This is a genomic window from Paenibacillus sp. FSL L8-0644 (assembly GCF_038008165.1).
In the GTDB taxonomy this organism is placed as follows: Bacteria; Bacillota; Bacilli; order Paenibacillales; family Paenibacillaceae; genus Paenibacillus; species Paenibacillus polymyxa_D.
Map to the genome: position 1 here is coordinate 4657385 of NZ_JBBOYN010000001.1, position 20276 is coordinate 4677660.

Consider the following 20276-nt stretch of genomic DNA (forward strand, 5'->3'; position numbering starts at 1 on the left):
AAGCGCCTTCACCTCCTTTCATCAATCTTTTCTGCTTTTATCATTGGCAGGTTGTCATATATACTGTTGATGTATGAATGCGCTTACTTATCTTAATTTGTAAAGGAAGAAGCACATGAATGAAATGAAAGAAGATAAATATGTCATTGGCGAACAACAATTCTCCATTCATCACATCTATCGTACCGGTTTCACAGTTATGCCCCGGCCTCATGTCCACGAGAACTATGAGCTGTATCTCTTACTGCGAGGCGAACGCATCTATTTTATGAATGGCAAGGTATACACCGCTCGCAAGGGGGATCTGATATTCATCCTTCCTCATGACTTGCACTCTACCGCCAGTACGCAATTGCAGGAAACAGAGCGCATTTTGATTCATTTTTCTCCGACGTTTCTCCCACAGCAGGATCATGACATTCTTGACCTGCCGCCATATCAGCAATCCGCGTTACTTCGCTTACCTGCGAGAGAGCAAGTGGAGGTTGAACGTTTATTCCTACAGATGAATACCGAATGCAGGAATAAGCAGCCTCTGCATGACCGTTGCGTACAGCATTTACTGCTGGAAATGCTTATCCTGGTGCACCGATCGGAAGCGATCGAGCGTAGTGAACCTGTCTCCTCCCATCCCATGCATCAGAAAATCACGGAAATTTCTTCTTTTATTCAGGATCATTACAATGAACCGTTAACTCTCGAACAAGTGGCTGCCTGCTTTTTCATTAGTCCAGCTTACCTAAGCCGTATCTTTCTAAAGTTGACTGGTTTTCATTTCAGCGAATACATCCGCGTAGTGCGGGTCAGGGCGGCCCAAACCAGACTTCGAACCACCAAAGACAAAATCCAGCATATTGCAGAGGATGTCGGGTTCGGTCATGCTTCCCACTTTAATAAAATCTTTAAAAAAATAACTGGGCTCTCTCCTCTTCAGTACCGCAAGCAGGTTCGGTAGATATTCAGTGTAAAGAATTAGACGCCAATTTTATACCTCCGCTCTTGTCTTGTTTTTCCATTTTTATATCCACTTGCTCTTTCATGGAACTAAATACAAGCCGCGTTGGAATAAGTAAAATGCACAAAAAAACCATACTTCGCTGCAATGCGTGCACCGAAGTATGGCTATTACATAGTCATTTTACATCTTTAAAATTATAAATTACTCTTTCTATGACCATTATTGCAATGCTTTAATATCCTGAATCAGCAATTCAACATTTTCTTTCTTCGTAGCCCAACTGGTACAGAATCGAACTGCACTATGTGTATCATCAACCTTTTCCCAAAAGGAGTAAGTATATTTTTCACTCAATGCCTTTAGTATACGATCTGGTAAAATCGGAAACTGCTGATTGGTTGTAGAACGGTATTGAAAAGAAAAACCTTGCTCAGATAATCCGCTTTGAAGCAGCATTGCCATATCTATAGCGTGTTTGGAGATTTCAACGTATAAACCGTCTTCAAACAAAGTTTCGAATTGAATGCCCAACATTCTTCCCTTAGCCAGCAGTCCTCCTTTTTGCTTGATCATATATCGGAAATCTTTTTTCAATGTATCATTTAGAATGACTACGGCTTCTCCCATCAATGCTCCAATTTTTGTCCCGCCAATATAAAACACATCGCAAAGCTGTGCTATATCCGCTAAAGATGCATCGCTATCTTCGGCCACCAAGCCATAGCCTAATCGGGCTCCATCTATGAACAGTGGTAAACCACATTCTTGACAGACTCTACTTAATGCTTCCAGCTCTGCTTTGCTATAGATCGTTCCATTCTCAGTAGGTTGGGAAATATAAACCATCCCGGGCTGTACACTATGCTCAGGAGCGGCATCATTCCAGTGAGCGTCATACAAATCTTGTACCTGCTCGGCCCGGATCTTCCCATCCCCGCTTGGCAAAGTAAGTATTTTATGTCCAACAGCTTCAATCGCTCCGGTTTCATGAACGGCCACATGTCCAGAAACTGCAGCAACGACGCCTTGATGCGGACGCAGAATAGAAGAAATGACGGTGGTATTGGTCTGTGTACCTCCAACCAAAAAGTGTACATCCGCATTTGGGGAGTCACATGCTTCTTTAATATATGCTCTAGCTTTTTCACAATGATCATCCACACCATAACCTGGAGTTTGTTCATCATTCGTCTCCAGTAGTCGCTTTAATATGCGCTCATGGGCACCTTCGGTATAGTCGCATTCAAATCGTATCATTCTGTATCCTCTCCAAATTATCCAATTTCTTCTGAATTAACAACATAGAAGCATGCAATTCTTGTATCTCTTCTTCTGAAAGTCCTTGAACTAATTTTAGAATTTGTTCATCAGACCTTTCATTCAGTTGGTTATAGAACGCCTTTCCTTTAGGAGTCAAACGAATCAGATTTGTTCTATTATCCAACGTTGAATTTTCCTTAACAAGAAAGCCCTCTTTGCAAAATTTAGCAATGATCCTACTCATATAGCTGCGATCAATTTTAAGAGATTCAACTAGAGTATTCGCTATACATGGCTCGATCAACCCGATCTCTATAATGACACGAGCCTCGGTAAAGGAATATCCGCTATCCAGCACATGTCTATCCAAAACACCCAGTATATTCGTATAGAACCGATTAAAACGCCTCATATCCGCTATGATATTAGCATCTATATTGATCATAACTCCCCCTATTTAGTGGACTTTTGCAACAATTATAGTAAAGATTTTTGTGGACTATGTCAATGAAATAAAAAAATCGTACATTAAGACTCTCGCCTAATGTACGATCCTGTAATTATATATTTACCTACAAGGTCAATGAGCTATCGCTATTTATAGCCTTGTCCTTCTTATGCTTCCGTTTCAGCTTCAGATGAGCTACGACCATATACAGAGTCGGAACTACAAACAATGTTAAAATGGTTGAAAAAATCAGTCCGAAAATAATGGTCGTTGCCAACGGTTTGAACAAGATCTCCCCTATTGTGGCAATAGGAATCATACCCACTATCGCAGTTAGCGAAGTAAGCAAGATCGGACGGAAACGTGCAGAGCATGCCATTAGAATGGCGTCTGTTAAATCAGCGCCTTCACGCCGCGCATCTTCAATAAACTCTATCAACACGATACCGTTACGCACGACGATACCAGCAAGTGAAATGATCCCCATAATACTCATGAATCCAATGGGCATCCCTGAAATAAAACTTCCAAGAATTCCGCCTGCCGCTGCCAGATACACAGTGGTCATAATAATGAGCGGTGTGGAGACGGAGTAAAACTGCATCGTGATCAAGAGGAGAATAAGGAAAATAACAATAACAGCTAATTTGCCCAAGTCCTTAAACATATCAGACTGCGCAGATGTTTCCCCTCCCATCTCCCAGGTGTAGCCTGGTTCAAACTGGGTATTTGTAAGTTTGCTACGGATATCATTAGTGAGTTCTGTAGCCGTACGCCCATTTCCATTGGCTGAGATCGTTACCGTCCGTTCCAGATCATAGCGGTGGATTTGTTGGATGGAAAAGTCCGGTTTCATCGTGGCTAATTGGGATAAGGGGATTTGCTCCCTTGCCGCATTGTTCACACTTAATTGTTGGAATAATACCTCAGGATCATGGTTTGGTTTGTTCATGTATATATTGACATCAAGCAATTCCTTACCCGTATCAAAATCCGTTACATTCACCCCGTCACCCATTAATAGCAAAGTACGCGTTAAATCGGAATAGCTAACCTGATATTTATCCAAGGCTTGCTGATTGATTTGGAAATTCAGATTATAGCTTTGCATACCCATATTATCGGTCACATCTACAGCTCCGGGGGTCCCCGCAACCATTTCTTTGACTTTAGTTGTCATGTTTTGCAGCTTATCAATGTCTTCTCCTTTAATACGGATAGACACCGCACTGCCGACCGGAATACCTAATTGGGGAACACGAATGCTGATTAATGCAGATGGATATTTAGCTTGTAGCGTATGGGTCCAGTTATCTACTGTTTTTTTGAGATCAAATAGCCCCTCTTTTCCAACGACAGCAATTTGGCCGTTGACCGCTCCACTAGAGCCGTGACCGCCTGCAACATCGCTGTACAGCTGAGGCGCTCCCCCACCTGCCGTTGCCGCCAGCCGCTCTGTTTCTGGCTGTTTTTTGACCCAGCTCCCAATCTCGTTTACAACTTGATTGGTTGCCTGCAACGACGTTCCTTCTGGCATCGTTACACTAATCGTGGCATCCGCTTGATCGGAATCCGGAAATAATTCAATGGGAACAACAGCAAGTAGTCCATAAGCTGCTGTACCCATCATAAGACCAATAAGCGCTGTTAACAGTGGACGTCGCAGTATTCTAGGCATCCAGTTTTTAGAGTACACATTGGATAGAGATTGTATTTGATTCCCCAGAAGTCCAGGTGGCTTAACTGTCTTACTACTCTCTTTTCCTTTACGACGTTGATCGTACCATTGACGGAAAATAGGAATAATTGTTAACGACATAATCATGGAAGCCAGCATCGTTAACGAAATAACGGTAGGTATCGGTTTAATAAAGTCACCAATAGTGCCCGGCAGGAATAAAAGCGGGGCAAATGCCGCAACCGTAGCTAGCGTAGCTGTAATGATCGATAAGGATACCTCTTTGGTCCCTTTAATGGCCGCCTCCGTAGCATCTTCCCCAAATTCAGAGCGTCGGCGTTCAATGTTGTCATTGACCACGACGGCATCATCAACCAATATCCCTAATACGATGATTAATCCGATGACTGAAATTTGATTCAGCGTGATTCCTGTTGTGGGCAAGAAGATAAAGCCAATGGCGATGGAAACAGGAATGGCTAAGGCCACAAATGCTGAAGTCAGCAAATTCAAACCTAATGTACATATAACAATGACCGATATAATAGCGATGATCATCTCTTTGGTCAGGTTTCCAAACATTTCATCGACTCGATCATTTTGCGCAAAAAGTAGTTCAAAATGTACATTCTTCGGCAAACCGCTCACAAGTTCATTGATTTTGGCTGTTGTCGCTTTAGATACCGTTGGCACGTCTGTGCCTGTATCTCCACTCACACTGATGGAAATAGCAGGCTTGTTATTCACATACGTATAACTAGTCGCTTTTTTAAAAACAAGTGAGGCTGTCCCTACATCCTTCAGAGATATCGGGTATCCATCGTCATTGCTTGAAATCTGGACGTTATTTAGGATAGATGGATCCGTAGAGGCATTTACCGTCAGCTGATAAGTACGCTCATTGAAATCCATACTTCCTGTAGGAACTCTCTCATTCTCATTTTTGATTGCTTGAACAACCTGCTCCCAGGAGATGTTATATTGTTGCATCTTTTGTGTGTCTAAACTAATTCGTACTTCTTGATCTGGTATTCCTTGAATATTAACTTGCGAAACACCCGAGACCGTTTTTAATTGATCTTTCCATTTGTTCATCAATTCATTTAACGCGTATAAATTCTCAATTTTATCAGAAGTAATCGCGTATGAACCAATGAAAGAGCTTGTCATGCTATCATTAATAATGGGCTGCATCGCATCTGCTGGAAGCTCAGACTGTGCATCCTGTACCTTTGTACGAAGATCAGCCCACACCTTTGTCGGGTCCGCATCTTCAAAAGCATCTATTATTATACTAGATTGGCCTTTAGATGAAGTGGAAGAAATCGTTTTGACACCTTGTACGGCTTTAATTTTCTGTTCCATGACCTTAGTAATGGTTTGCTCGATTCTTTCAGGTGAAGCGCCTGGATAGATGGTTGTAACACTGGCTGACAAGGGAATAACATCAGGCTGCTCCTGTTTAGGTAACGATGTAAAATTGTAGAGCCCTAGCACAATGCACATGGCGAAGAAAATGAGTGTAATTTTTTGCTTTTTAACGATATATTTAATCATTCGGACGACTCCTCCGATTTCCCAGGTACACCATTCCCAAGTAAATCACCATTAAATAAGGTTCCTGCTCCTTGCGTAACGATTTGATCGCCTGCCTGTAGCCCAGAGACCACTTCGAGCTGATTATTAGTCACTTTCCCCAGTTTAATCGGTGTTTTGACAGCTTTTCCATTTACAGCTTTAAAGACATAAGGATCATTTCCCGTACTAATTACGGCCTCTACGGGCACTAAAAGCGCTTCGTTTTGATTTATGCTTTTAGATGCGCTGATGACTTGACCAGGTTTCCAATTCAGTTCGGGATTGGGAATGCTAACTTCCACATTGATGCTTCCCGTTTTGGAGTTCGTCGATGGATAGATCTGGGTGACGGTTCCTGTTCTCATTTCATCGTAGAGAGATATATTAACTTTTTGGTTTTTCTTCCACGATAAGATTTCACTGTCTGGTACGGGGAGGAGTACTTTTAAAGTCTTGATATTTCCGACAACAAATGCCTCACTTCCACTGGAGCCCAGTTGACCATCAGATATCTTTTTTTCAATCACAACACCAGTGATCGGGGAGGTTAAAGTCGCTTTTTTCAGTGACAAGGATGACTGTTCATAAGCAGCCAATGCATCCTCATAGGTAGCCTGTGCCTGAGCTTTACTGGCTAGCCCTTGTTGTATAGTAGCCCTAGCCGATTCCAGCCCTGCTCTGGCCTGATCTACGCCGGCCGAAGCTTGGGCACGCTGTTCCTGGGATGCCCCTGCAAGCAAAAGAGACAATTTCTCTTGCGCATCACTTAAGCTTTTTTGTGCGTTTGCTAATTCCAGCTGCGCATTCTCATTTTCCGTTAAAGATACCGCACCTGCCTGGAATAGACTTTGGGAGCGTGCGGCATCCGCTTTCTTCTTGTTATAATTATTAGTTGCTACAGTAACCGCATTTTGAGACTGTGCTATCTCCTGCTTTTTGGCGCCATTGTTCAATTCCTGCAATTTCGATTGGGCCGCATTGACCTGGGATTGCGAACTATGAATGCCCGCCTGTGCCGATTGGACAGAAGCCTCCGCTTGGCTAACACCAGCCTTTGCCTTTTCCATGGTTGCCTTTGCCCGATCCAGCTGCAACTGGTAATTGGATGTATCTAGCTTCGCAAGGACACTCCCTTTTTCTACTGAATCCCCAACCTCAACCATAGTGCTCAATATACGTCCATCCGCTTCAAAGGAAACATTGGCCTCATTACTTGCCTGCAATGTCCCCGCCAAATTAAAATCATTGGCCAAAGGTTTCATTGCAAGTTTCTCCACTTTCACCGGGTGACTGGCTTCTGTTACAGAGTTCTCCGTTGCACTGGAGCAACCGGAAGCTACGATAGCTAATGCAACCCCTGCAATCATTATCCTAATTCCTTTTTTCTTCAACTTCATGTCATCCTCCCTGATTCTCTCTTCTAAAGGTGCTATCAGCAACCCGTGGGTCAAGTAAACTTTTTCATCCTTTTTTCATGTTATAACAATGAACAAACAAAAAAATCGTACAAAGGGGCAAGCACCTTATGTACGACTGGGCAATGAAATAACATATTTTCAGTTATTATCTCTACAACTGTAAAATACCACGTTCCAATGAAACGGCAACGGCTTCGGATCTGGAGTCAACACCAAGCTTATTATAAATATTCGTTAAATGTGCCTTCACGGTACGCTCGGAAATTCCCATATCAAACGCAATTTCCTTACTTTTAAAACCATGTGCAACAGACTTTAATATATGCCTTTCCTTATCAGTCAGAACTAAGTTTCTTTCGTGTGATTCTATCTCAGCTTCTCTCTTATTCGTGGCAGCGAACACCCGGGCTGTTATTTCTGGCTGAAGCAGCGTTTCTCCCCTAAGCGCAGACTCAATAGTGCGAAATAGGTTTTCCCGACTGGTATCTTTCAACAAATATCCTTTTGCTCCCAAAGAGAGTCCTTTAATCATTAAATCATCTTCGTTATAGGTCGTCAGGATAATGACTGGCGTTTCATTTTGTTTTTCTCTGAGGGCTTTCATGGTTTCCAAACCACTCATTTGCGGCATATATAAATCCAACAGGATGACATCCGGCTGAAGTTCTTCGACCAATTTAAGAGCCGTTACACCTTCTCCAGCTTCACCAATAACTTCATAACTGTCATTGGTCTCCAGCACCAGCTTTAATCCTTCTCTAACTACCCAATGATCATCGACGATTAAAATCTTGTATTTCATAATAGGTCTCCTTTAGTAAGAGGCGCCTCTATTTTTATAGTTGTACCTTCTTGAGATATACTGTTAATATTAATTTCCCCACCTAGCATCCGTACACGTTCATATATACCTATTATTCCGTAATGCCCTGTTTGCTTGGCAATAATATCCGTATCAAATCCTTTTCCATCATCGCGAATCTCGATTCCAATCTTGCCTTCGTTATCTAAAATACTTATCCATACAGTATTAGCATGTGAATGCTTCGCTACGTTGGTTAAACACTCGCTTATAATAAACAATCCATGTTCGAACACCAGTCTGGGAACCGAAGCTTTAATTTTGATGTTGCGGATTACACGAATGCTCGTAGCCATTGTGAATCGCTGTATTTCTTCCTCCACGGCTTCTGCAAAATCAACTTCCGAGATGGTTTTTGAACGCAGATTGTCTATAGCTCGCCTTGAATCAGACAATGTTCTTCGCACTTGTGACATCGATTGTTGGACGATCTCCTGAGCTCTTTGCGTACTTCCTTTTGTCAGATGAGCATCAATGGCTTCAAGTTGCATGATTAGCCCAGCAAGTCCCTGCGCCAGCGTATCATGAAGATCACGGGCCATACGTTGTCGTTCGTTAGCGATTGTAAGTTCTTCGACCTTTTGATGTGCGATTTCAAGTTCTTTAAGAACGTTTTGCGTTCGGATTCGTGCTTGAACTTGTTTGAGAAAAAGAATGGCATAAGCTACTATAACAACTGCAATGAGAAAAAATAGCGGGATGAACAATACAAATTGCCTGCCATCATTATGCCAGACTACAGCCACACAAAAAAGTACATAGGAAATCAAAAATACAAGAATGACCTTAAGCGGCTTGTAATAAATACCTATACTCTGACCCACCAAAATTGGCATTAACCCAACCAGCACAATGGAGAAACTGTCAGGTAGAAGAAATGCACTTGAAAAGATCAATCCCCCTTGCACAACAAAATAAGCCCATGAAAAATATTTTGCAACTCTTTGAGCATGCAAGTACAAGAGGATGTGTAATATGACGATTACAGTAAATAAGACACTTTGCAGCAGATTTAGACCACTAGACAAATGTTGAAGAATGACAGACTCACTATAAATTATAAAAATCCATATTATAGTTAATACTTTTGAAATATCTTTCTTCTCAAATTCACCTTCACTTTCACTTATTTCCGGATCTACATTCTGGACCTGTACATTGAATTCATCGTTCATAATTCCCTCCTACAATTCTAAATTCGGCTTTTCGACTTAATAGAGATAATGGCACTATGACGGCCTAGTCCATTTAGTTTGAGCAGAAATCATTTATATATTATTTTACAAAAAAACGAAAAGAAAAAAACGTACACATGGGCAGCTTCACTTGTACGTTTGGGCATTGAATACTTTTTGTTTGATACCATCCAAGTTATGCGTCATATAAAAAGCACGCAGCAGGTTATCCTGTGCGCGCTTGACCACTTACTATTCTTCTTCCAACTCATCTGGTACATCGTATTTATTGATATGTGAAGTCATTGCTGCAACAGCTTCGCTGGCATCCGTTGTGGCCGGTACTTCTCTGACCACATCATCCGTCTGATCACGAAAGTTCAAACGATCTGCCTCAATCTCTTTCTGTTGGTTCGGTTTCATTTTTCACGTCGCTCCTTTCTATTCAAGGGTCTGATCTCGTTCTGTTAACGCGTACAAAGGTACTTCCCGTTCTTCTTCCGGGTTGTTCAGCGCATAGATCCGTGCCGTCTCACGCTGTTCATTCACATGCTGAATATAAATGGGTAGCCCATCACACAACACATTCGCCATTATGGAAGAAGACGCTATTTCTTGCGCTCTTTGAACATTCACTTAGAAAAAACCTCCCTTGCTAAGTAGAGTTCCCCCTTACTATGCACGAGGTAAATATTTGTTATACATATTTCATGCCAACATGTGTTTCACGATCTTGAAAGGATATCATTTGAAAAAATAAATATTATTGTTATTATGGATTGAGAGATTCAGTGAAAACTGCAATCTTAATTGTAGAGAAAAGGAGTAATGATGAATGTTAAACATATTAATGGTTAACTTTCCGGCAGAAGGACATGTGAACCCTACGATTGGGATGACGCAAGCCTTTGCAGCACGAGGGGACCAAGTACATTACATTACAACTGAGAAATACAAGGACAGACTCGAAGCAGTTGGAGCGAAGGTTCACCTGCATTCTGATCTGGTCAGGACCGCTTCTATTGATTCCAATACTCCGGATGGGTTGAGTGCATTTATGAAAATTCATATTCAGACTTCGCTGGACATATTAGCAATTACTCAGCAACTGTCTAAAAGCATTGATTTTGACTTTGTATTCTATGATAGATTCGGAGCTGGCGAGTTAGTTAGAGACTATTTGAAAATCCCTGGTATTGCTTCCTCCCCATCTTTTCTGATTTCACAGAATCGGATGGCTACCAATCTCTTTCGCTTTAATGAAAAAGAGCCGTTTCAACTTGATGAACATGCCACGACCTCACTGCAGCTCATGAAAGAAAGGTTCGGTGTTGCTCCCGAAAATATGGTTCAATTTATGAGCAATACAGGGGCTTTGAATGTTGTATATACCAGTCGATATTTCCAACCAGACGGTGAACAGTATGGTGACGAGAATCTCTTTATTGGTCCCAACTTTCCAGAACGTAAAGGGGAAAATTCATTTCCACTGGACAGACTAGAGGATAAAAAGGTTTTGTATATTTCGATGGGAACTGTTCTGGACCATACTGAAGACTTTTTTAACACCTGTATTGAAGCTTTTTCCGATTTTGAAGGTATCGTCGTGATTGCAGCTGGCGAGAAAGCTGACTTTACGAAAATCAATCCGGCGCCAGAGCACTTTATCATCTCGCCCTATGTTCCCCAATTGGAGGTATTACGTCATTCAGATGTGTTTATTACTCATGGTGGAATGAATAGTGTAAATGAAGGAATTCACTTTAACGTACCCTTGGTTGTACTGCCGCAGGACAAGGATCAGCCCATGGTCGCGCAGCGGTTAACAGAACTTCAAGCTGGCTATCGCATAACCAAAGACCACATCAATGTACAATCGTTAAGAGATGCCGTACATGAGGTACTGTCGAACGCAACGTATAAAGAGGGCGTACAAAAAATAAATGATAGCTTCCAGCAATCTGGCGGTACAGAAGAAGCCCTCGCAAAAATTGATGCCTATCTTCAAAATAAGCTTGTGTAAATCACACGATTACAATTCTACAAAAAAACAGGAGCCCTGACCATCAAGGGTCGGGTTCCTGTTTATCATGCATTTCTATGTGGAGATATCCCACTTCTGAAACGAAGCCATCGTACACTTTCCGCTCGTGAACGCTCGAATGCCTGTAGATTCTGCTCCCGGATACACTCTTCCTGTGAGGACGTATTCACCGTCGCCGATGAATATTTCCACCGAGCTTTTATCGACAAAAATCCGAAGCTCCAGACGGCCCTCGTTTAAGTTTAAAGGCACTCTTCTCTCTCCGCCCGGGCCTATACCTGCACGCTCACGGTTAAAACGGAACAGACCGTCATCGGGACGATACGAGAGTACAGTCTCCTCTTCGTCGCCCACTCGCAGCTTCAAGCCGAATTCATTGGTGTTACTGGCTTCGAACTCAAATACCGCCTTCAGTTCGTAGCTATCTCCGAACGTTTCCATGATCTGCTCGCCTGTCAGCAAGATATCCCGCTGTTCGAACAGATTGGATCGGTAATTTTCCACCTCTTCAAGCGGACGGAACAGCAATCTGTCGTGGTCGATAACCGCTTCCCGCGGAAGACTCATTGCACCCGCCCAATGGTGCCCTTGCTGGGTCGGCATCTCCGACTCCCACATATCCATCCATCCGATGACGATTCGCCGCCCTTTATCATCCAAGGTTGACTGCGGGGCATAGAAATCGAATCCGTGATCTACCTGAGCATACCGCTCTGCCGTAAATGTTCCAGCCTCCGCATTGAAATCACCTATACCGTACATGGTGGAATGCAGATTGCGGTATGCTTCTCCCTGAGGGGGCATGCGCTGTGGAGACAGCATAAATACGTGCCGACCGCCAAGCGGGAACAAATCCGGACACTCCCAATTATCGCCGAAACGTCCGTCACTCACGGCTAGTACATTGACATACGTCCAGCTTTTCAGGTCTTCAGAACGATAAAGCAGTACAAGTCCGTTCCCTTGGGCATCATTAGAACCAAGAACGGCGTAATATTGATCTTCGTGCCTGAACACCTTAGGGTCACGGAAGTCTTTACGGCTGATCGTGTCCGGTACGGCGTCATAACCGATGACCGGATTGCCCTCCCACTTTTCGAATGTCACCCCGTCCTCCGATACTGCAATCCCTTGTGACTGCTTGTAATCCTGATCCTTGTCAGGCCCGGTTACAACATGTCCGGTATACATCAGGACAAGCTTCCCGTCCTGCTCTATCGCACTGCCAGAGAAGCAGCCATCCTGGTCGAACTCGCCGTCCGGTGCCAAAGCGACCGGTAGATAATCCCACTTCATAAGATCACGGCTGACTGCATGTCCCCAGTGCATCGGTCCCCATACTGATTTATACGGGTAATGTTGATAGAACAAGTGATACTGCCCGTTATATTGAATGAAGCCGTTCGGATCATTCATCCAGCCGAATTCAGCCATTAAATGGTAGTTCAGCCGATAATCCGGCCGAAGCATATGCTTCGATTGGGAAATAAATTGATCTGCACGCTCTCTCGTATACGTTCTAGTCTGTTTGATAAGGCATCCTACTCCTACAATTATTTAATCGAACCTTGCATAACACCCTGAATAATATACTTCTGGGCGAACAGATAGATGATAATGATCGGAAATATCGTCAGTACCAAACTTGCCATCAATGGACCATAATCCACTGTATAGGTCCCATAAAAGTTATACGTGGACAACGGAAGTGTCCTTTGCTCCGGATCGACCAGAATGAGGGAAGGCAGCAGAAAATCATTCCAGATCCACAGCACATTGAGAATGGAAATGGTGGCAGTCGTGGGCATCAGTACCGGAAACACGATCCGGAAGAATGTTTGAACCCGCGTGCAGCCGTCAATTAGCGCCGCTTCCTCCAGTTCTTTTGGAATACTCTTTACGAAACCATGATAAATGAAGACGGCCAGCGAGCTACCAAAACCGATATACATATAAATCAGCGACCACTTACTGTTCAGCAGATCAAGTGACCCGTAGATTTTCACCAATGGAATCATGATAGCCTGGAATGGAATGATCATGGATGCAACCATCAGCATAAATGTATATTGGTTGAACTTGGTGTTGTTTCTGACAAAATAATGAGCCGTCATCGCCGCAAACAGCGATATAAACAGAACGCTTAACACCGTTATGACCAATGAGTTGGTGAAGGCAGCGATGTAATTCATTTTATCAAATGCATTCATATAATTGACCATACTGAAGCTCTCTGGAAGCGATAACGGATTTGAGGTGATGGCCATGTTTTCTTTGAACGAATTGATCAGCAGAAAGACGAACGGTACGATGAACAATATGAGTATGACTGTCAGCACAATGAATTTGATTACGGAGGAAGCAACTCTTTTTCTTGTCATTACGCCTCCACCTCCAACTTCTTACTAAAATAAACCTGAAGCAGAGTGATGAGAGCAACCATCAGGAACAACACGAATGCTTCTGCTTGCCCCACACCATAATCACGGGAAAGGAATGCCTTTTCATACACATGCATCGACACCATTTGAGTACTGCTGAACGGCCCACCTTTCGTGAGCGCAAGGTTCACGTCATAGACCATAAATCCGCGTTGCAGGGACAAAAATATACATACGATGAAAGAAGGAACCATCAAGGGCAATACCATTTTCCGCAGTCTGGTCCAGCTGTTTGCCCCATCAATGCTTGCGGCCTCCATAATATCATTCGGCACACCCGTCAATCCCGCGATGTAAATGACCATCATGTAACCCGCGTTCTGCCACACCGTTACAATCACGAGTGCCCAGAACGCTTTGTCGGGATCAGCCAGCCAAGTCGTGCTGAGCGACTGTATACTGGCATGTTGTCCCAAATAGACAAGCACGTTGTTGAATATAAACTGCCAGATAAAACCGAGTACAATGCCCCCGACAAGGTTGGGCAGGAAAAATCCTGCCCGGAAAATACTCTGCCCTTTTAACCCTTTAGTCAGCACATAAGCCAGCATAAAAGCGATCACATTGATAAGAACAACGGTATAAAACACATACTTGAGCGTCAAGCCGAATGACTTCCAAAACTCGATATCTCTAAAAACAGCCAGATAGTTTTGGATGCCTACCAGCGATAGTGTGGTGGAAATACCATCCCAGTTTGTGAACGTCAGATAGATGCCATACAAAAATGGAATAATCATTACCGTTATGAAGGCAAACAAGGTTGGGCCCGTAAACAGTAGCCGCGTCCGCAGCCGGTTCCATACTCCTTTTTCCGTAATCATGATGATCCCTTCCTTTGTTTCGGGTTTCTCTCTCTATTCCAGGTAATTTGAAAACAACCTTATTTAACGGTTTTCCAGTAGTTTTCGATTTCTTTAACCAGTGTTGCACGATCTCCCTGTTTCGCCAGATACTTTTGCATGGAAGATCCTGTCTTAGACCAGTGGTCCGCAGGCAGCATGCTCATCGACTGCTCTGACTTGCCTTTTGCAATATAATCCTGGATGGACTTGCCAAGCGGGTCGGCCGCAGGCAGTGTAATATTTTTGAACGCCGGGATAATGTTCGCTTGGTTCACGAGGAAATCCTGGCCTTTCTCATCATATACGATCCAGTTCAGGAACTTCTTCGCCGCATCTTGCTGTTCCGGAGTAGTCTTCTCCTTGTCAATAACAATGCGCTTGGATACAGCGGACGAAATCTCCTGATTGCCGTAGTCATCGGCATTGTTACTGATGGGTACAGGCAAGAAACCATATTCTTTGTTAGCCGTATCAAAACTGTTGATTTGCGGCCATGCCCAGTTGCCCATGAACCAAATGCCAACTTCACCTTTGCCGAGCAGCTCCGGTCCGCGTTCATAAGCTCCTGCTAGCGGAGAAGCCTGATCGATGTTGTATTTCATCATGAGGTCGAATGTATCCATAAGTCCGTTAAATACAGGATTATTAGCCAAGCTAGCCTGGCCCGTTTTTAGTGACGCCATGAATTTGTCCACTTCAGCCATGTCTTTGTTCTGGCCTGCATAAGCAAGAGGCAAATAATGAGCGCCCAGAGACCAGTCCATTGGTGAAATCACCAATGCTTTCTTACCAGATGCCTCAATTTGCTGAAACAGTTTTTCAAGGTCATTTCGGGTTTTAATTGTGGTAGGATCAAAGCTTCCGCCTACCGCTTTATCTACAACGGCTTTGTTGTAAATGAATCCGTAGCCTTCAACAGCCAGCGGAAACGCGTAATTTTTGCCGTCAACCGTCGTAGCTGTGGTAGCGTTTTCAACTGTGTCCTTATTCCACTTTTCTCCGCTCAGATCGAGGATACGGTCCTTGAACTTCTCCACATCACCTGTATCTAGCATGATCATGGTCGGCGGGTTTCCGGATGCGTACAAAGCGGAGGCACGCTCAAAAGGCGACCCACCAGTCGGAACCGGCTGGATTTCAACAGTAATACCCGGATTGTCTTTCTGGAAGGCCTTAGCGGCTTCCTCCAGCTGTGGAAGGATTTCGCCTTTGGAGTTCAAAAGCGTAATCTTCACATTTTTCGAATCCCCTGATCCCCCTCCAGAAGCCGAATTACCTTCTCCACCGGAGCCACCACATGCAGACACCACCATAACTAAAAGAAGCAGCATTACCATCCATTGAACTCTTTTGAATTTACTCACTGTTGTCATCCCCTTATTTATATAATGGCTCTGAACACTTAAATAAAACGCTTACAAACGGATTATATGTCAAAGGTTTAACTTGTGTCAATCGTTTGACATGTTATTCCCTTAGCATGTACTAAAAAAAATCTGTTCCCCTTGTTAGAGGAACAGATTTTCATTCAGGTCGTTGCACGCTCAATTAGTTCAACAGGCAACAGATTGACAGGTTGTACCTGCTCCCCCTCCGCCTGCCTGCGGATCAGCTCGACCGCCAGCCTGCCGATCTCTGCAATCGGCTGTCTTACCGATGTAAGTTCTGGCGTCAGCCAGGAAGCAACGCTTACATCATCGAAGCCTACAATACGCACATTCTCTGGCACATGCCTTCCAGCGCGAATATATTCCTTCAGCGCGAAAGCAGCAATAATATCACTTGTTGCGAATACCCCATCCACATCCGGATGTTCATGAACGAGTTTTGAAATGATCCGCTCGTACTCCTTCTGGTCGAACACATTCAAGTCTGTTTGAACAATCACATGCTGGACATTATGCTTACCCACCACATCCCGGAATGCTTTGGTCCGCTCATTGGACAGCATGTTCAGCTCCAGATTTCCGCAGATATGGGCAATTTTCCGGCAGCCTTTGCGAATGAGCAGCTCCGTAGCCAGCTCGCCTCCGCGATAATTATCCGAGGATATGTAAGGAATATACGGGTCAATCTGCCTATCAAACGTCACGATCGGTGAATTCAAATGTCGGTACTCTTCTACTTCTAATGTATGGCTACCCATAATGATGCCATCCACCCGGTTCCGCTTCAACATATCAATATACACTTTCTCTTTCACGGGATCCATATGTGAATTGCACAGCAGGACCTTGCAGCCATGCTGATAGGCGTAATACTCAACCTGATTGGCAAGCTCACTGAAGAAAGGATGCGAGACATTGGGAATAATAAGGCCAATAATATTGGACTGCTTACGTAGCAGAGATCGTGCTATTTCATTTGGTTGATAATTAAGTTCCTCCATTGCGTCGAACACTTTTTTGCGTGTAGTTTCGCTGATATATCCCCGGTTATTCATTACACGGGATACGGTAGTGACCGACACGCCTGCTTTTAATGCTACATCATGAATTGTCGCCATATGAACCTCTTCCCGTACAAAATAAATACATACAAACTATACTCTCTCCCCATCATTTCAACAACTTTACATAACGGAAGGCCTCATAATGACCGTCAATCTTACACTAGTCATTTCTATAAGATAATACGACAGCCTATCCAATTGGAAAGGCTGTCGGTAGCTGAAAGTATTAACATCATTCTGATTGTGCGTCCGTCGGTGCATTAATGTATGTATCTGTAAGCACATCAGTCGGTGCAGCCACAGGCACATCATCCGTTGCTGATTCACTGTTCTGGAGTAGTGCTCTCGGATAGGTCCGTGCACGCTCATAGTACCAGTCAAACAAGAAGCGGGCCATCGCCTGACGTCGGTTATCGCCATCCCACTTTAACCCGGCTGTTGGGTCCGCAAATGAACTCCTTGCTCCAGCTTCCAGCAGAAAGCCATTCATGTGTGCGGTCATGCTGACATTACCGGCTGCTGTAAAAATGGACTTCGTGTTTTGCCCAAATCCATTATTAGAGCCGTTAAACAAATTCCAGTACTCCGAATCGCCGGGCTGTGTTTTGAACCAGGTAAATTCTGTGATATTTATTGGATAGGCTTGAGCTGCCGCCTTAATGTTGGAATCCCATTGCGATTGTAGCTTGTCCTTGTTATCATGCGCTCCGTAGCCCGGATACCAGTGGACAGCATAGCCGTAGTTGTTCAATGGATCTATCAGCGGGTGTTTTGCCGCCGGGCTGTAAAATTGGTTGTATCCAAGTCCTGCAGCCCAGATGACATTATCCGCTCCTTTACTTCGAATCGTGGAAATGATAGAGTTTTGGAATCTTCTCAGATCATTCCAATGGTCAACAAAATCATTTTCACCAGGATAGCCTCCCCAATGCCCATTCGCATATGACTTAATAGGCTCGTTGATCAGTTCAAACATGACGTTATCCGCGCTATTAATAGCCGGCTGCGAGGCAAGATACCCCCATATTTGATTGAATTTGTCCAGATTGGATTGTGTTGTAGCCTGGTCGTTAGCCAAAGTGAAATCAAGACCAAGGGTAACATAAATGCCCTTTGTTTTCGCATAATTGATGTATGGAATAATCACATTTTGTGTAGCTGCTTGTAAACCTGAGAAATTGTATGACCCTGCGGCCACATCTCCCATATCCTGGCGGTCAATAAACAATCGGACCTGATTCATATACCAGCCGTGGTTGCTTCCATACTTCGGTCTGGTGTCTGCAAAGGTGTCAGTGATATCCTTCAAATAAGCCAAAATTGCTGCATGACGATTGTTACCATTTAAATTGAGATAATAATTACTATTTTGATAGGTCCAGTATGCCCCCGACGGCTGATGCCAGCCACTTAAAACAACAGGTTTTCCGCTGCTGTTCACCAATTGATTGCCCCTGACATGGAGCTTTCCCATAGGCATACCTGACCATGCATCTATATGTTGGCCAAAGACCGGTGTTAAAGGCAATAAGAATACAAGTATCAGAGCTATTTTACATACCATACCTAATTTTTTCAAAGAAAGGCCTCCTCTTCAAAAATTAATTGACTATTATACCAAAAGAATAAAATGGTATAAACATGTAGTGGCTCCGCTTCCTGAGTCTATCCCATTTCAAAATCGTCATTTCCCCCCTTAATAGAATATTTTAATCCTGATTTTCATTTCTTGTATATAATTGTAGTACTTACATTTTTAAACCACAACTTGATAAAATTTAGTTTTTTTTAAATTATGCCTCAAGTGTTAAGTTTGCTATTGTGGACGACTCCATTTCAAACTACAATGAAGATACCAAATTTGGAAGCGCTTTATTTTTTCGGTAAGATGGTCAATACTTGAAATAATGTATCATCGTCATCCATTTCTTTCATGTTTGGTCAATCTTTTATGGAGGTGTAAAATGAAGAAGAAATCTTGGTTCACTTTAATGGTCACGGGCATTGTCTCTCTGTTTTTTTCGGTAAGCGTTTATGCGGGGAATGTTTTTTGGGAACCACTTAATGGTTTCAATTCGGGGGCATGGCAAAAGGCAGACGGATATTCCAATGGGAACATGTTTAATTGCACTTGGCGTGCCAATAATGTTAATTTTACGAACGATGGCAAAATGAAGCTTGGCTTAACGAGTTCTGCGTACAATAAGTTTGACTGCGGAGAGTATCGATCGACGAACACTTACAGATACGGCTTATACGAGGTCAGTATGAAGCCTGCTAAAAATACAGGGATCGTATCTTCCTTTTTTACGTATACGGGGCCTACTGATGGCACGCAATGGGATGAAATAGATATTGAATTTTTAGGCAAAGACACGACAAAAGTGCAATTCAACTATTATACAAACGGTGTCGGTGGTCACGAGAAGGTTGTTGATCTGGGCTTTGATGCATCAAGAGGCTTTCACACCTATGCATTCGATTGGCAACCAGGATACATTAAGTGGTATGTTGACGGGGTTCTAAAGCATACGGCAACTACGAACATACCAAGCACGCCAGGCAAGATTATGATGAATTTATGGAATGGCACTGGTGTTGACGACTGGCTAGGTTCGTATAATGGAGCGAATCCGCTATACGCTGAATATGATTGGGTAAAATACACGAGCAATTAGCCCGTAGTACAAAAGCAGCCCTTCAGGTATTTAATAAATTCCCAGTTTAACCCATATGTTTACGGGTGGTTAGCATTTTCCTGCTTCAATTACTTTAAAGATACCAATACAGGAAAGGGTTCATGTAACTATACTCACTCTGATTGAGCCAAAGCTGTCGCCTCTTGAATTTAATAAAAAAGCCCGATGATACTTGCTCATCGGGCCTTTGTTAAATACTTACTAGAAAATAATTACGGTTGCTAACTATAATATTTAGTGTGTTACCATCATTAATGTCTTTGAACACAAACACCAATCGGTTTATAACTCAGGAACCAACTTTAATGTTAAGTTGGTTCCTGCAAAATCCAGTAATAACAATGTTTCAAAGGGATTTACAGTCATTTTTCAGTTACATTATAGTTAGTAACTAAGGAAAATCTCAAATAAAACAGGA

The 20276-nt window shown here is 43.2% G+C and carries 17 protein-coding genes; 3 read left to right on the top strand and 14 right to left on the bottom strand.

Annotated features, from left to right (window positions below; translation table 11 throughout):
• Positions 1 to 115 precede the first annotated feature (115 nt).
• Complete coding sequence (locus NSS94_RS21265; protein ID WP_023990412.1) at positions 116 to 955, top strand: helix-turn-helix transcriptional regulator; 840 nt, start codon at positions 116 to 118, stop codon at positions 953 to 955.
• Positions 956 to 1177: 222 nt separating this feature from the next.
• Here NSS94_RS21265 and NSS94_RS21270 read toward each other — a convergent pair whose 3' ends face one another.
• The 8 genes from NSS94_RS21270 to NSS94_RS21305 form a co-directional block, all read right to left on the bottom strand.
• Entirely contained in the window at positions 1178 to 2215 is a 1038-nt protein-coding gene (locus tag NSS94_RS21270) for a threonine aldolase family protein (protein WP_340956946.1), read from the bottom strand.
• A complete protein-coding gene (locus NSS94_RS21275; RefSeq protein WP_307353534.1) occupies positions 2202 to 2663 on the bottom strand; it encodes a MarR family winged helix-turn-helix transcriptional regulator in 462 nt (153 codons plus the stop codon). The genes NSS94_RS21270 and NSS94_RS21275 overlap by 14 nt, the downstream gene beginning before the upstream one ends.
• A 127-nt stretch (positions 2664 to 2790) precedes the next feature.
• Complete coding sequence (locus NSS94_RS21280) at positions 2791 to 5901, bottom strand: efflux RND transporter permease subunit (protein ID WP_341040064.1); 3111 nt, start codon at positions 5899 to 5901, stop codon at positions 2791 to 2793.
• The gene (locus NSS94_RS21285; protein WP_165149524.1) at positions 5898 to 7319 is read right to left on the bottom strand and encodes an efflux RND transporter periplasmic adaptor subunit; all 1422 of its coding nucleotides are present in this window, start codon (positions 7317 to 7319) and stop codon (positions 5898 to 5900) included. The genes NSS94_RS21280 and NSS94_RS21285 overlap by 4 nt, the downstream gene beginning before the upstream one ends.
• 172 nt (positions 7320 to 7491) lie before the next feature.
• Entirely contained in the window at positions 7492 to 8142 is a 651-nt protein-coding gene (locus NSS94_RS21290) for a response regulator transcription factor (RefSeq protein ID WP_341040065.1), read from the bottom strand.
• Positions 8139 to 9377, bottom strand: coding sequence for a sensor histidine kinase (locus NSS94_RS21295; protein WP_341040069.1), 1239 nt, complete (start codon positions 9375 to 9377; stop codon positions 8139 to 8141). The genes NSS94_RS21290 and NSS94_RS21295 overlap by 4 nt, the downstream gene beginning before the upstream one ends.
• A 252-nt stretch (positions 9378 to 9629) precedes the next feature.
• The gene (locus NSS94_RS21300; RefSeq protein WP_013373210.1) at positions 9630 to 9800 is read right to left on the bottom strand and encodes a hypothetical protein; all 171 of its coding nucleotides are present in this window, start codon (positions 9798 to 9800) and stop codon (positions 9630 to 9632) included.
• Between the two features lie 18 nt (positions 9801 to 9818).
• Positions 9819 to 10013 (bottom strand): H-type small acid-soluble spore protein, encoded by a 195-nt coding sequence (locus NSS94_RS21305; RefSeq protein WP_016820419.1) that lies wholly within the window; start codon positions 10011 to 10013, stop codon positions 9819 to 9821.
• A 199-nt stretch (positions 10014 to 10212) separates the two neighbouring features.
• On the opposite strand from NSS94_RS21305, the gene NSS94_RS21310 reads away from it, so the two are divergent.
• Complete coding sequence (locus tag NSS94_RS21310; RefSeq protein ID WP_341040070.1) at positions 10213 to 11400, top strand: macrolide family glycosyltransferase; 1188 nt, start codon at positions 10213 to 10215, stop codon at positions 11398 to 11400.
• A 75-nt stretch (positions 11401 to 11475) separates the two neighbouring features.
• Here the strand turns inward: NSS94_RS21310 and NSS94_RS21315 are convergent, their stop codons facing one another.
• The 6 genes from NSS94_RS21315 to NSS94_RS21340 form a co-directional block, all read right to left on the bottom strand.
• Positions 11476 to 12891, bottom strand: a complete 1416-nt coding sequence (locus NSS94_RS21315) for a glycoside hydrolase family 32 protein (protein ID WP_029519355.1) — start codon at positions 12889 to 12891, stop codon at positions 11476 to 11478.
• Positions 12892 to 12974: 83 nt separating this feature from the next.
• Positions 12975 to 13802 carry a carbohydrate ABC transporter permease gene (locus NSS94_RS21320; RefSeq protein WP_029519357.1) on the bottom strand — a complete coding sequence of 276 codons (828 nt, stop codon included), beginning with the start codon at positions 13800 to 13802 and terminating at the stop codon, positions 12975 to 12977.
• Positions 13802 to 14686, bottom strand: coding sequence for a carbohydrate ABC transporter permease (locus NSS94_RS21325; protein ID WP_029519358.1), 885 nt, complete (start codon positions 14684 to 14686; stop codon positions 13802 to 13804). Before NSS94_RS21325 ends, NSS94_RS21320 begins: the two co-directional genes overlap by 1 nt.
• Positions 14687 to 14745: 59 nt before the next feature.
• Entirely contained in the window at positions 14746 to 16071 is a 1326-nt protein-coding gene (locus tag NSS94_RS21330; RefSeq protein WP_029519359.1) for an ABC transporter substrate-binding protein, read from the bottom strand.
• Between the two features lie 164 nt (positions 16072 to 16235).
• Complete coding sequence (locus tag NSS94_RS21335) at positions 16236 to 17213, bottom strand: LacI family DNA-binding transcriptional regulator (protein ID WP_322252795.1); 978 nt, start codon at positions 17211 to 17213, stop codon at positions 16236 to 16238.
• A 178-nt stretch (positions 17214 to 17391) separates the two neighbouring features.
• Positions 17392 to 18738 carry a cellulase family glycosylhydrolase gene (locus NSS94_RS21340; protein WP_341040072.1) on the bottom strand — a complete coding sequence of 449 codons (1347 nt, stop codon included), beginning with the start codon at positions 18736 to 18738 and terminating at the stop codon, positions 17392 to 17394.
• A 385-nt stretch (positions 18739 to 19123) separates the two neighbouring features.
• Between NSS94_RS21340 and bglS the strand changes: the two genes are divergently transcribed.
• On the top strand, positions 19124 to 19837 hold the full coding sequence (gene bglS / locus NSS94_RS21345) for a beta-glucanase (RefSeq protein ID WP_029519363.1): 714 nt from the start codon (positions 19124 to 19126) through the stop codon (positions 19835 to 19837).
• Positions 19838 to 20276: the final 439 nt, after the last annotated feature.

Bases quoted from the DNA above. Each gene is read 5' to 3' on its own strand.
- NSS94_RS21265 (WP_023990412.1), top strand. From the start codon at position 116: ATGAATGAAATGAAAGAAGATAAATATGTCATTGGCGAACAACAATTC.
- NSS94_RS21270 (WP_340956946.1), bottom strand. From the start codon at position 2,215: ATGATACGATTTGAATGCGACTATACCGAAGGTGCCCATGAGCGCATA.
- NSS94_RS21275 (WP_307353534.1), bottom strand. From the start codon at position 2,663: ATGATCAATATAGATGCTAATATCATAGCGGATATGAGGCGTTTTAAT.
- NSS94_RS21280 (WP_341040064.1), bottom strand. From the start codon at position 5,901: ATGATTAAATATATCGTTAAAAAGCAAAAAATTACACTCATTTTCTTC.
- NSS94_RS21285 (WP_165149524.1), bottom strand. From the start codon at position 7,319: ATGAAGTTGAAGAAAAAAGGAATTAGGATAATGATTGCAGGGGTTGCA.
- NSS94_RS21290 (WP_341040065.1), bottom strand. From the start codon at position 8,142: ATGAAATACAAGATTTTAATCGTCGATGATCATTGGGTAGTTAGAGAA.
- NSS94_RS21295 (WP_341040069.1), bottom strand. From the start codon at position 9,377: ATGAACGATGAATTCAATGTACAGGTCCAGAATGTAGATCCGGAAATA.
- NSS94_RS21300 (WP_013373210.1), bottom strand. From the start codon at position 9,800: ATGAAACCGAACCAACAGAAAGAGATTGAGGCAGATCGTTTGAACTTT.
- NSS94_RS21310 (WP_341040070.1), top strand. From the start codon at position 10,213: ATGTTAAACATATTAATGGTTAACTTTCCGGCAGAAGGACATGTGAAC.
- NSS94_RS21315 (WP_029519355.1), bottom strand. From the start codon at position 12,891: ATGCTTCGGCCGGATTATCGGCTGAACTACCATTTAATGGCTGAATTC.
- NSS94_RS21320 (WP_029519357.1), bottom strand. From the start codon at position 13,802: ATGACAAGAAAAAGAGTTGCTTCCTCCGTAATCAAATTCATTGTGCTG.
- NSS94_RS21325 (WP_029519358.1), bottom strand. From the start codon at position 14,686: ATGATTACGGAAAAAGGAGTATGGAACCGGCTGCGGACGCGGCTACTG.
- NSS94_RS21335 (WP_322252795.1), bottom strand. From the start codon at position 17,213: ATGGCGACAATTCATGATGTAGCATTAAAAGCAGGCGTGTCGGTCACT.
- bglS (WP_029519363.1), top strand. From the start codon at position 19,124: ATGAAGAAGAAATCTTGGTTCACTTTAATGGTCACGGGCATTGTCTCT.